Annotated in this window: 14 protein-coding genes and 1 pseudogene; 13 read left to right on the top strand and 2 right to left on the bottom strand. The window is 61.9% G+C overall.

Features of this window, described 5'->3' with window-relative positions:
- Positions 1-455: protein-disulfide oxidoreductase DsbI (dsbI, locus tag AC6CDK_RS16615; RefSeq protein ID WP_496639922.1), on the top strand; the 455-nt coding region annotated here is incomplete at its 5' end.
- 347 nt (positions 456-802) lie between these two features.
- A complete protein-coding gene (locus AC6CDK_RS16610; RefSeq protein ID WP_039646918.1) occupies positions 803-1711 on the top strand; it encodes a transporter in 909 nt (302 codons plus the stop codon).
- A 100-nt stretch (positions 1712-1811) separates the two neighbouring features.
- On the opposite strand, the gene AC6CDK_RS16605 is transcribed toward AC6CDK_RS16610, so the two are convergent.
- Complete coding sequence (locus AC6CDK_RS16605) at positions 1812-2255, bottom strand: single-stranded DNA-binding protein (protein WP_039646916.1); 444 nt, start codon at positions 2253-2255, stop codon at positions 1812-1814.
- Between the two features lie 277 nt (positions 2256-2532).
- Here AC6CDK_RS16605 and AC6CDK_RS16600 point away from each other — a divergent pair, with 277 nt between their 5' ends.
- From AC6CDK_RS16600 to AC6CDK_RS16570, 7 genes are all read left to right on the top strand, one after another.
- On the top strand, positions 2533-3237 hold the full coding sequence (locus AC6CDK_RS16600; protein WP_039646914.1) for a lysophospholipid acyltransferase family protein: 705 nt from the start codon (positions 2533-2535) through the stop codon (positions 3235-3237).
- Between the two features lies 1 nt (position 3238).
- On the top strand, positions 3239-3418 hold the full coding sequence (locus AC6CDK_RS16595; protein ID WP_039646912.1) for a hypothetical protein: 180 nt from the start codon (positions 3239-3241) through the stop codon (positions 3416-3418).
- A gap of 6 nt (positions 3419-3424) precedes the next feature.
- A complete protein-coding gene (locus AC6CDK_RS16590) occupies positions 3425-3826 on the top strand; it encodes a soluble NSF attachment family protein (protein WP_039646910.1) in 402 nt (133 codons plus the stop codon).
- Between the two features lie 6 nt (positions 3827-3832).
- The gene (locus AC6CDK_RS16585) at positions 3833-5518 is read left to right on the top strand and encodes a ribonuclease J (protein WP_039646908.1); all 1686 of its coding nucleotides are present in this window, start codon (positions 3833-3835) and stop codon (positions 5516-5518) included.
- A gap of 2 nt (positions 5519-5520) precedes the next feature.
- A complete protein-coding gene (locus AC6CDK_RS16580; protein WP_192905380.1) occupies positions 5521-7809 on the top strand; it encodes a DNA translocase FtsK in 2289 nt (762 codons plus the stop codon).
- A gap of 73 nt (positions 7810-7882) precedes the next feature.
- Complete coding sequence (locus tag AC6CDK_RS16575) at positions 7883-8170, top strand: hypothetical protein (RefSeq protein ID WP_039646905.1); 288 nt, start codon at positions 7883-7885, stop codon at positions 8168-8170.
- A 14-nt stretch (positions 8171-8184) separates the two neighbouring features.
- Positions 8185-8493 (top strand): hypothetical protein, encoded by a 309-nt coding sequence (locus AC6CDK_RS16570; protein WP_039646903.1) that lies wholly within the window; start codon positions 8185-8187, stop codon positions 8491-8493.
- A 28-nt stretch (positions 8494-8521) separates the two neighbouring features.
- On the opposite strand, the gene AC6CDK_RS16565 is transcribed toward AC6CDK_RS16570, so the two are convergent.
- On the bottom strand, positions 8522-9319 hold the full coding sequence (locus tag AC6CDK_RS16565; protein ID WP_039646901.1) for an IclR family transcriptional regulator: 798 nt from the start codon (positions 9317-9319) through the stop codon (positions 8522-8524).
- A gap of 424 nt (positions 9320-9743) precedes the next feature.
- On the opposite strand from AC6CDK_RS16565, the gene rho reads away from it, so the two are divergent.
- From rho to AC6CDK_RS16545, 4 genes and pseudogenes are all read left to right on the top strand, one after another.
- A complete protein-coding gene (rho, locus tag AC6CDK_RS16560; protein WP_039646899.1) occupies positions 9744-10991 on the top strand; it encodes a transcription termination factor Rho in 1248 nt (415 codons plus the stop codon).
- 145 nt (positions 10992-11136) lie between these two features.
- Positions 11137-11334, top strand: a complete 198-nt coding sequence (gene rpmE / locus AC6CDK_RS16555; protein ID WP_039646897.1) for a 50S ribosomal protein L31 — start codon at positions 11137-11139, stop codon at positions 11332-11334.
- A 90-nt stretch (positions 11335-11424) separates the two neighbouring features.
- Positions 11425-12123, top strand: a complete 699-nt coding sequence (gene thyX / locus AC6CDK_RS16550) for an FAD-dependent thymidylate synthase (RefSeq protein WP_039646895.1) — start codon at positions 11425-11427, stop codon at positions 12121-12123.
- Positions 12120-12268 (top strand): annotated as a pseudogene (locus AC6CDK_RS16545) (DUF1385 domain-containing protein); the annotation flags it as partial. The gene thyX and the pseudogene AC6CDK_RS16545, both read left to right, overlap by 4 nt.

Below are 12268 nucleotides of genomic sequence, written 5' to 3'. Positions count from 1 at the left end.
TCAAGCTGGTGGGATACGCGCTGGCCTTCTGGGGGACCATCCAGGGGATCGGCTACAGCCTCAAGCTCAACAAGATCCACGAGGCAGCCCACAGCGACAACCCCTTTGGCGTGCAGGGATGCAATCCCGAGCCGACCTTCCCGTTTCACCTGCCGCTGGACAAGTGGTCCCCCGAATGGTTCAAGCCGACCGGCGACTGCGGCTACGACAACCCGATCATCCCTGACGGCGTTGTGCTGAGCAACCTGCAGAAAACAATCACCGACTTCTACCAGGATGGCTGGTACCTGTGGCCGCCCTCGCATTTCATGAACATGGCGCAGGCCTGCCTGATCACCTTCGGCATCTGCCTGCTGGTGCTCGCCGTTGCCGCTGCATGCTGGCTGCTTACCCTGTGGCGCAAGCACAAGACCCACGAAGTATCGCCGCATAACTATTCAACCCAAGCACGATGACTGATGTCATCGCGGCTCCATCCCCCCGGGTCGGCCTGCCGGCCCGGGAGGAAATTCCCCCGCCAGAGACAACCAGCAACGATGGGTGCGGCCACCACTGTGATTGATCAGGCAGCGGTGGGGCCGCACGCTCCCCGGAGCTCCATGCGGCTGGCCGTGGAAGCCCTTGTGGCCCTGTGCGTGGAAACTGCACGCATATCCGGCCACGGGTCTCTTCACGGGTGACTTTGCAGAAGGTTGCGCGGCCTCTTCCCAGCGGCACCTGCCGGATGGTCCGCACTGCCGTTGCCGGTGATTACCGCCCGAGCCCCGAATCGGGCCACAACGATCTGTTAAAGGAGAGTAGCGTGAAGAGAGCGAAACGTCTTGTCCCGATGTGCCTGTTGATGTTCTGTTCAGTTGCCAACCCTGCCGGCGCGGATGTGTCAGTCCCCAAGCCCGTTGGGCCGACTGCGGCGGTTTTCGGGCCGGCCGGTTCTGATTTCCCGGTGGGCAAGCTGGCCGCCGTATTAAACTACCAGTACGCCGAGAGTGATGGTGTGCGTCATCGCGCCAGTGAGGCCAACGAGAAGGTGAAGCTTACCAAAAACCTCGGTACCGTGAAGTTTCGCTACGGCATCATGCCCGATCTCGACATCCGTACGGCGACGCCGCTCTACTACATCGAGAAAGATTACAAGACAACGGGCAAAACCGATGAGTTGCACTGGATCGGCGATACCACGCTGACCCTGCACAAGGTGCTTCTGAACCAATCCAGGAATGACGCTCTCAGCGTGGCTGTCGACGTGGGACTTGTCGTTCCGACCACGGACGCCAGCAGCAAGAGCCTGGACAGCATTGGCAATAACGCATGGGGCGCCACCGCCGGCGTGGGGGTCACTTATGCCCTGGGCTCCCATCGCCTCGATCAGGAGCTCGCCATCGCCACCTTTACGGAGGGCTCCCATGATTATCGAAAGCCCCTCCGGTTCCGCAGCAACACCTCCTGGAGCCATGCCGTAAACAACTATTTCGATATTGGCGCCGAGTCCCTCTTTGAGTGGAACGGCGAAAGCGAAAAAAGTGGAGTGAAGCAGAAGGATTCAAAAAATGAGTGGTACGCCGGCCCGAAGATGGCGTTCAAATACAAGCCTGCGGGGATCAATGTGGGGATGTTGGCAACGTTTCCGTTTGCCCGCTGGTACGAAGGGACTGCCCCGTCCGACGGATTCCGTTTCGAGCTCCGGTTGACCAAGGTGTTTGATCTGCTTTAAGGGGGCGTGCCGCCTCTTCCGGATCACGTGAAAAGAGGCTGCAAGGTGTCATGCTTGCAGCCTCTTTTCGCTCTGTTGCACGAATTGTTGTCAGGGATCATCAGAACGGAATGTCATCATCCGGATTGAAGGCCGGTTCGTCATAGGCAGGGCCCCCGCCGAAGCCGCTCTCCTGGCCGCCGCGTCCGCCTGCGCGTCCGCCGCCCCCCTCGCCCTTGCCGCCGAGCATCTGCATCCGCTCGCCCACCACCTCGGTGGTCCAGCGGTCGCGGCCGTCCTTGTCCTGCCACTTGCGGGTCTGGAGCCGCCCCTCGATGAAAACGGTCCGCCCCTTGGCCAGGTATTCGCCGGCGATTTCGGCCTGGCGGCCCCAGAGGACCACGTTGTGCCATTCGGTCTTTTCCTCGAATTCGCCGTTCCTGTTCTTGAATTTCTCGCTGGTGGCGAGGGAGAAGCTGGCAACTGCCGTGCCGGCAGGCGTGTAGCGAACCTCGGGGTCCTTGCCGAGATTGCCGATGAGCATCACTTTGTTGAGACTGGCCATATGCGACCTCCTGATATGGAAATGAAGATGGTGATCAAGGCGTGGAAAGAACGAGGGTACCCTACCACTAACACCCGCTTTGTTCAATGGATTGTTGGGGCGACCGGCAGAAGGCCGCTGTAGCGGAATTCGCGGGTGGCGGCCCCGTACCCGCGGGCCGGGGATTTGCGCCGGTGAAGGTTCAAAGGGCTTTCGACCGGTTCCGCCGGTCGTATATTGGTTTGACTCCCCTGCCAAAAAACAGTAAGGTTATCCGGATATTTTTCCGGAGCCACCAATGCTTAACGGACTGATTTACCTCGCCTTTTTTATTCCGCTCTCCGGTGTCTTCAGCTTTGCGGCCCTTGTGGGGAGCCTGGTGGATGCCAGTGGCGGCTTTGCCCACCGCTGTGCCCTCGCCTGGAGCCGGATCGGCCTCATGATGGCCGGGGTGCGCCTCGAAGTGAGCGGAACCGAGAATGTCCCGCAGGGAGAACCGGTCATCTTCATGGGGAACCACCAGGGGAACTTCGATATCCTCGTCCTGTCGCGGGCCATCCCGCGCCGTTTCTCATGGCTCGCCAAGGAGGAGCTCTTCCGTATCCCCCTGTTCGGCGCGGCCATGCAACGGGCGGGCTACATCCCCATTGACCGCAGCGACGGCCGCAAGGCTCTGCGGAGTCTCGATGCCGCGGCAAAACGGATCAGGGCAGGGGCCAGCGTCATCGTCTTCCCCGAGGGGACCCGCACCGCCGACGGGTCGCTCCTTCCGTTCAAAAAGGGGGGATTTGTCCTGGCCGAGCGGGCCGGGGTGCCCATTGTTCCGTTCACCATCAACGGGAGCATGCAGGTGAACCCGCGCAATACCGTGAAGCTTGTGCGGGGTGCCAGGATCGCCGTCCGGTTCGGGACCCCGATTCCGACCTCCGGTGCCGGCGCCCTCAAGGGGACGCCCCTCATGGAACAGGTGCGGTCCGCCATTCAGTCGGGGCTGGAGGGGTAGGATGTTCGCCTTGTCCCTTGTTCTCATCGGTGGCGGCCTCCTGGCGACGGCGTGGGGGCTCCCGGCGGCCCACCGGCTCCGGCGGCCCTGGGATGCGGCGGCTGCCCTTGCCGCGCTCGGCGGCGTGGTGTCCGCCCTTATGGGCGTTCTGCTGGCCGTGGTGCCGCACTTTTTCGGATAGGCTGCCATGACTGAACAGATCAAAACAGTCCTTGCCAATGTGACAGCGATAGCCCTCATCTCGCTCCTGCTCATCGGCGGGAATACCCTGTGGCGGCAGCGCACCCAGTTTCTGCGAGGCGAAGAGGCCATGGGCCGGGGAGATGTCATGGCTGCCGTATCGGCCTATGAGGCGGCGCTCCACATGTACACCCCCCTGGGACCCCATGTGGAAAGATCGGCCCGCCGGCTCTGGGAGATCGGGGCCGGGTTCGAGCAGGTCGGCGACACGGAGCGGGCGCTCATTGCCTACCGGGCACTGCGCAGCTCCTTTTACGCGGCCGCGTGGCTCGTTCAGCCGGGCCGCGAATGGATTGCCCGGTGCGATATGAAGATTGCGATGCTCGCCGGACGCGGCGGGCCGAGATGAGACTCCATGGACACGGCACCCGCTGACATTACGGATAATGGGGGGCTGCGCATCATCCCCCTGGGGGGGCTGGGCGAAATCGGCCTCAACATGATGGCCTACGAGCACGGCGAAGACATCATCGTCGCCGACTGCGGCCTCATGTTCCCGGAGCCGCAGATGCTGGGCATCGACCTGGTCATCCCGGATATCGCCTACCTGCGGGAACGGGCCGGCCGGGTGCGCGGCATTCTGCTCACCCACGGCCACGAGGACCACATCGGCGCCCTTCCCTACGTTCTTCAGGAGCTCTCGCTCCCTCTCTACGGCACGGCCCTCACCCTTGGCTTCATTCGGGAAAAACTGAAGGAGTTCGACCTGGAGGGGGAGGTGGAGCTGAACGTCGTCAAACCCCGCGACGTGGTGACGCTCGGCTGCTTCTCCGTGGAGTTCATCAGGGTGTCCCACTCCATCGTGGACGGCTGCGCCCTGGCCATTCGGACCCCGGAAGGGGTGGTGATCCATACGGGTGACTTCAAGATCGATCAGACCCCGGTGGACGGCGAACTGACCGACCTGGCCACCTTCTCCCGCTACGGGGACGAGGGGGTTTTGGCGCTCCTGGCCGACTCCACCAACGTGGAGCGCGAGGGGTACACCCTTTCCGAGCGGGTGGTGGGGGAGGCCTTTGACGAAATTTTCCCCCGCTGCGAGGGGCGGATCATCGTGGCCGCCTTCTCCAGCAACATCCACCGGGTCCAGCAGGCGGTGGACGCGGCGGTCCGCTGCGGCCGCAAGGTGCTGCTCAACGGGCGTTCCATGGTGGCGAACGTGGCCATCGCGCGGCAGTTGGGCTACCTGCGGATGCCGGAGGGGGTCCTGACCGACCTGAAGGAACTCCAGCACCTTCCCAAGGAGCAGGTCTGCATGATCACCACCGGCTCCCAGGGCGAACCCATGAGTTCGCTGGCACGCATCGCCATGGACGATCACAAGCAGATCAAGCTGGAGGCCGGCGACACGGTTATCCTTTCGTCCCGGTTCATCCCGGGCAACGAAAAGACCATCTCCGACCTCATCAACCATCTCTATCGCCGGGGGGCCGAGGTCTTCCACGAAAAGGTCTCGGAGGTCCATGTCTCGGGCCATGCGTCGCAGGAAGAGCTGAAGCTGATGCTCAACCTCACGCGGCCCCGCCACTTCGTGCCGGTCCACGGAGAATACCGCCATCTGGTCAAGCATGCCCGGCTGGCACAGCGGGTCGGCGTGCCTGCGGAGCGCTGTCTGGTGGCGGTGAACGGCGACGTGATCCGCTTCGCCGACGGCCGGGGTGAGATCGCCGGCACCGTGGAGAGCGGACGGGTCTACATCGACGGCAAGGGGATCGGCGATGTGGGCGAGGTGGTTCTCAAGGATCGCAAGCACCTGTCCGAGGACGGCATGGTGGTGGTGATCATCGCCATCAACCAGGCTTCCGGCGAGGTCATCTACGGACCGGACATCGTTTCCCGCGGCTTCGTGTTCGAGGACGAAAGCCAGCAGTATCTGGACGAAACGAAAAAGATCGTCCTGGACCTCCTGGCCGGCATGAACATCGAAACCCTGGGCGAGTGGGGCGAGGTCAAGCAGGAGGTGCGACGTATTCTGAGACGCTTCTTCAATAAAACGATAGAACGGCGACCGGTGATCCTGCCGGTCATTCTGGAAATGTAGGCATGGACGAACAGATCGATAAAAAGGACAAACTGAAAAAGGAGATCCAGGGCATGGCCCTGGGCGCCCTGGGAGTTTTCATCCTCATCGCGCTCCTGTCGTTCAACGCCGGGGACCAGTCCTTCAACACCTACTCGTCGGAAGGCCAGCTCCACAACTTCGGGGGCAGGCTGGGAGCGGATCTGTCGGACCTGCTGCTCCAGGTGCTCGGCCTTGCCTCCTACGCCATCCCGGCAGGGCTCCTCTTTCTCTCCTACAAGCTGCTGCGTTTCAAGGAGCTTCGCTGGAAAGCCTACAAGGGAGTCGCCTTCGGCACCCTCGTGGTATCGCTGGCGGCCCTCTTCGCCTTCAATCTGGCAAAGACCGAGTTCCTGGGCCAGCCGGTTCTCACGGGCGGCGCCGTGGGGTACAAGACCGCCTCGTTCCTCAAGACCTATTTCGGGATCACCGGCGCACTGCTGATCATCCTGCCGCTTCTGGCCGCCTCGGCCATGGTGCTGTCGCGGTTCTCCTTCGTCCTGTTCGCCGACTGGTGGGTAGGGAGCCTGAGGGAGCGCTGGACGCGCCATCGGGAGCGGAAGGAGCTGAACCGGCAACTGATGGGCACGGGGGACAAGCCCGAGAAGAAAAAGGCGCCGGAGATCAAGCCCGTCCATGTTGCGCTGCCGCCGCCTGAACCGGTGCGCAAGAAGGAAAAAAAGAAGGACGACGCCAAGCAGGCACCACTCCAGGAGACCTTCGACTTTGTCAAGATGGAGGGTGAGCACCGGACTCCGCCCCTGTCGTTGCTCGATTCGCCGCCCGCGGCCGAGCGCAGGGTCGACCGGGACATCCTCACCATGAACGCCCGGCTTCTGGAGAAGAAGCTCAAGGACTTCGGCATCGACGGCGAAGTGGTGGAGATCTGCCCGGGGCCGGTCATCACCATGTATGAATTCGCGCCCGGCCCGGGCATCAAGGTGAGCCGGATCGCCTCCCTGTCCGACGATCTCTCCATGGCGCTCCAGTCGCTCTCCATCCGGATCGTTGCCCCCATCCCCGGCAAGGGGGTCGTGGGGATCGAGATCCCGAACCGGGAGCGGGAAACGGTCTTTCTCAGGGAGATCTTCAGCGGCGAAGAGTTCCATGCCAGCAAGTGCAAGCTGCCCCTGGCCCTCGGCAAGGACATCGCCGGCGCGCCGGTGGTGGCCGATCTGGCCCGCATGCCGCACCTGCTGGTGGCCGGCGCCACCGGCAGCGGCAAGTCGGTGTCGGTTAACACCATGATCCTGTCGCTCCTCTACACCGCCACCCCCCGGGACGTGCGGATCATCATGGTGGACCCCAAGATGCTGGAACTCTCCATTTACGAGGGAATTCCGCACCTGCTCCTGCCGGTGGTCACCAACCCCAAGAAGGCCGCCCTCGCCCTCAAGTGGGCCGTGGAGGAGATGGGGCGCCGTTACCGCCTCATGGCCGACAAGGGGGTCCGCAATATCGATTCCTACAACCGGACCATCGAGAAGCTGGAAAAGGAGGCCGAGGAGCTCAAGGCCCAGGAAACCGTGGTTGTGGAGGAGGTGCCCGAGGAGCTCCCGGACGATGAGGCCGCCGCCATCGAGGAGTTCCTGACAAGGGACGACGAGCTGGAGCACGGTCACCTGCCGTATATCGTCGTCATCGTGGATGAGCTGGCCGACCTCATGATGGTGGCCGGCAGGGAGATCGAGGAGTCCATCGCGCGGCTCGCCCAGATGGCGCGGGCCGCGGGCATCCACCTGATTCTCGCCACCCAGCGGCCGTCCGTGGACGTCATCACCGGCCTCATCAAGGCCAACTTCCCGGCCCGGATATCGTTCCAGGTATCCTCCAAGATCGACTCGCGCACCATCCTCGACACCATTGGCGCCGAGGCCCTCCTGGGAATGGGCGACATGCTCTTCCTGCCGCCCGGAACCGCCAAGATGCAGCGGGTTCACGGCGCCTTCGTCTCCGACGCCGAGGTCCAGCGGGTGGTCGACTTCCTCAAGAAGCAGGGCAAGCCGGTCTACGACAAGTCGATTCTGGAGATGAAGGATGACAGCGGCAAGGGGGACGGCGAAGACGGCGAAGATCTGGTGGACGAGCGTTACGACGATGCCGTGCGGCTCGTGGCGGAAACGCGCCAGGCATCAATTTCCATGGTCCAGCGCCGGCTGCGGATCGGGTATAACCGCGCCGCCCGCATCATCGAGCGGATGGAGCAGGAAGGGATCGTCGGCCCCTCGGACGGCACGAGCAAGCCGCGGGAAGTGTTCATCAACAAGCTGTAACGGGCAGGAACCGCCGGCAGCCGTTTTCGCGGCAGGTGCCCGGAACTCGCCGGACGGAAAAAGGAGGTGTCCCATGAGCTACAGAACGGTCGTCGGGTTGGCCCTGCTGCTTCTGATGTCCGCCGCTCCCGCCGTGCCGGCTGACGGACCGGCCCCGGCACAAGAGAAAGACACCTGTCTTCTCTATCAGGACAATTGCCCTGACCGGAAGGACGACATTTACCAGCGGATAGCGCGCCTCAAACGGGAAATTGCCAAAGGTCCCGCAGTCTACACGCCCGAGGAGTTGCGTACCCTCCGGAAGATGCTCGACGAGTATGAACAGCTTCTTGACCGTCTCCTCTATCACAATACGGACTGAGCGCCGTTGCTTCCATGGACAAATTCCTGCTGCCCCTTTTTGTAATCAACCTGCTGCTCACCATCACCGACGCCGCCGTGGGCTACCACGCGGCGCCGGCGCTCATGCGTCACTTCACTCCCGACGAGGAAGCCGCCGAGCACTCCACGGCCGGCATGCGCGGCATGCTCGGCCTGGTGGTCGCGCTGTACATGTTTTTCAACTGTTACGGCTATTACCGGGGGAGCGGTGTGATGCTTCTCGTGGTTGCCGGCGTGATCCTGGCCGACATGGTCGCCCAGATAGTGCTCAGGAAGCGGGTCGGTCAACGGAGCGGGGAGTGACGGTGGCTGGGTGCGGTACGGTGCGGCGTCACTGGCCCACCGGCACGGCATACCCGAGTTTGACCGAGATGGCCTCGGATGTCCGGCACGCCAGGGGGGTCAGTTCGTCGCGGACCCGGTCATCGGTGAAGCGCATGGCAGGGCCCGAGATGATCACCGCGCCGACCACCACAGACCGGTAGTCATGGATGGGGGCGGCTACGCCGCGGACGCCGATTTCCAACTCTTCATTGTCAATGGCATGCCCCTGGGCGGCCACCTTTTTCAGGTGGTTCCGCAGCTTGTCCCGCTCAATGATGGTGTTGGGGGTGAAGGGGGCCAGTTCCGTCCGGGAGAGGTACCGCTCAAGGTCGTTTTCGGGAAGCCCCGCGAGCATGACCTTGCCTGCGGCGGTGCAGTAGGCGGGCAGGCGCGAGCCGAGGCGCGAAACGACCCGGACCGTGGCGTGGCTCTCCACACCGTAGAGGTAGACGCTCAGATTCTCCTTGAGAACGGCCACATAAGCCGTTTCGTCGCATTCCTTCACGAGTTCTTCGAGGGCCGGCTTGGCGTAGGGGAGCAGCGCCATCTGACGGATCATTGACTGGCGCAGCTCAAGAGTCCTGAGGCCGAGGCGGTAATTGCCGGTTAAGGGGTTCTGCTCCACGTAGCCGCGCGATTCGAGGGTCGCCAGCAGTCTGAATACGTTGTTTTTATGAAGCTTGAGCCTTCTTGATATCTCCGTGACGCCCAACTCGACCGCGTCCTCGGCATGAAACTGCTCAAGCAGGTCCAACGCATGGGAAACGGCCAGGATCATGTAGTCTGACTTGTCTTTTTTCTGCACGGTGGATCGCCTCTGGTTGGATTATTCCTCCCTGCGGGCACGGAGGCCGGGGAGGGGCGCGGGAGAGAGCCCGTGCCAAACCGTTGATTCTTCGGACTATAGGACTCTGTCCTGTCTACGTCAACAGGTAATTGAGCGCATAAATGCTATTGACAAATGCCACGGAATCGGTTTAATTGAATTCCGTACGACCACGCTCCGCCGATTGACCCAGCAGATACCCACAGCAATTCATTTCGAGACAGGACCACTCAGCCGGTCTCACGTTTCATACTGAACTTCAGCATACGCACTATACTTCACAAAGAGTAACGTCCAGGGAACGCCTCCCCACATTTATTGCGCCCACATACCCACTTTTGATACTCATGTCCAGCAAAGCGTTCGCATGCGCCCGGATTCATGCGCGTGCACAGGAGAGCCGATGAACCTGCAGGAGCTTAAAGGTAAGAAGATCAACGAACTGGCTGCCATTGCCAAGGGGTTGAACATTGAAGGCGCATCCAGTCTGCGCAAGCAGGACCTGATCTTCGCCATTCTCAACGCCCAGACCGAAAAGAACGGCATGATCTTCGGCGAAGGAGTTCTTGAATGCCTTCCCGACGGCTTTGGTTTCCTGAGGGCGCCCGACTACAACTACCTGCCGGGGCCCGATGACATCTATGTGTCGCCGTCGCAGATCCGCCGCTTCAACCTCCATACGGGCGACACCGTTTCGGGTCAGATCCGTCCTCCCAAGGAAGGCGAGCGTTATTTCGCCCTTCTCAAGGTGGAAACGGTCAACTTCGAGCCCCCCGAGGTCGCTCGCGACAAGATCCTGTTCGACAACCTGACGCCTCTGTATCCCGACAAAAAACTCAAGCTCGAAACCGCGCCGGACAATATGTCGATGCGCGTCATGGAGCTCGTCTCCCCCATCGGCAAGGGGCAGCGGGGGCTTATCGTGGCGCCGCCGCGCACCGGCAAGACGATGCTCATCCAGAACATCGCCAATTCCATTGCCGAAAATCATCCCGAAGTCTATCTGATCGTACTGCTCATCGACGAACGGCCTGAAGAGGTGACCGACATGCAGCGATCGGTCAAGGGCGAGGTGGTCTCCTCCACCTTTGACGAACCGGCCACCCGCCACGTGCAGGTGGCGGAGATGGTCATCGAAAAGGCCAAGCGCCTTGTGGAGCACAAGCGCGACGTGGTGATTCTCCTGGACTCCATAACCCGTCTTGCCCGGGCTTACAATACGGTGCTTCCGCCTTCCGGCAAGATTCTCACCGGCGGGGTGGACGCCAACGCCCTCCAGAAGCCCAAGCGCTTCTTCGGCGCGGCCCGCAATATCGAAGAGGGAGGCTCCCTGACCATCATCGCGTCGGCACTGGTGGATACCGGCAGCAAGATGGACGAGGTCATCTTCGAAGAGTTCAAGGGAACCGGCAACATGGAGGTCCATCTGGACCGCAAGCTGGTGGAGAAGCGGACCTTCCCGGCCATTGACATCAACAAGTCCGGCACCCGCAAGGAAGAGTTGCTGGTGGAGAAGAGCTCGCTCAATCGCATCTGGATCCTGCGCAAGGTCCTCCACCCCATGAACGTGGTCGACAGCATGGAGTTCCTCCTGGAAAAGCTCTCCGAAACCAAGGATAACCAAGCGTTTCTCGATTCCATGAGCAGGTAGCGACACGGGTGCCGGCCAACCGCAAGCCCGGACCGCGTCGGCAAAAAAGCCTTGAAAAAATAAAACCAGGGTGCTAAATTCATATCTTTCCAGCACATAAAACGTGTTCATGACGCCGGGGCCGATGCCCCGCAAGGAGGACCATATGAAAGAAGGGATTCATCCGAAGTACAATGACGTGATGGTCAAGTGCGCCTGTGGCAACTCGTTCCAGACCCGTTCCACCAAAACCGAGATTTCGACTGAAATCTGCTCCGCCTGCCATCCATTCTTCACCGGCAAGCAAAAGCTCGTTGACACTGCCGGTCGCGTCGAGCGCTTCAGGAAGAAGTACGGCATGTGACATGGCCTCCGGCCATGCGGTTCCAGTGGAAGGGGATTTTGTCCAGGGCGAAATCCCCTTTGTTTTTAGTCTCTGGTTGGCGACGATTGTATGAAAATTGCCCTCCTCCGGCATACTCCCGATCCTGAAGCCGCCGTGGCGCTCGCGGCGCGGCTCTGCTACGCCTCCGTCGGCATCGATGAGTTGCGGGAAAAGCTTTCCGCCTCGGACGTGACGGCGTTCCTCGACAAGATCATGTCGCTCGGGCACCAGTCGGTGCTGGAGCACGCATCGTTCACCTTCGGCATCGAGGGGATTTCCCGGGCCGCCAGCCATCAGCTCGTGCGCCACCGCATCGCCTCTTATTCCCAGCAGTCCCAGCGCTACGTGACCTTCCGCGGTGACGGCTTCCCCCGGGTCGTGCCCGGGAGCGTGTCCGCCACGGAGAATCGCCGGCAGGTGTTCGAGACGGCCATGCAGGCCTGTGCCGAGGCCTACCGGGCGCTGGTGGACGACGGGGTTCCCGCCGAGGATGCCCGGTTCGTCCTTCCCAACGCCGCGGAGACGAAGATCATAGTGACCATGAATGCCCGTGAGCTCATTCACTTTTTCTGCCTCCGCTGCTGTGAGCGGGCCCAGTGGGAGATCCGGGCGCTGGCGGTGGAGATGCTGCGGCTCGTGAAGGGCGTTGCCCCCACCATTTTCCGGGATGCCGGTCCCGGCTGCCTGACCGGCCCCTGCCCCGAAGGAAGCATGACTTGCGGGAAAGCAGCGGAGGTGAAACGGTTTTTCAGGGAGATGTCCATATGACGCAACGGCTGAGAATGCTTCTGGTGCAGATGCTCCTGGTTGCCGAGCGGATCAACGTGGGTGGGCAGGCCGTGCTGGAAGGGGTGATGATGCGTGCTCCCCGGTCCATGGCCATTGCCGTGCGCCGGCCGGGCGGCGATATTGC

The organism is Geobacter sp. PheSNFMC (assembly GCF_059620965.1).
Note: the sequence above shows the minus strand (reverse complement) of the source record. Positions and strands in the feature narration are given on the sequence as shown.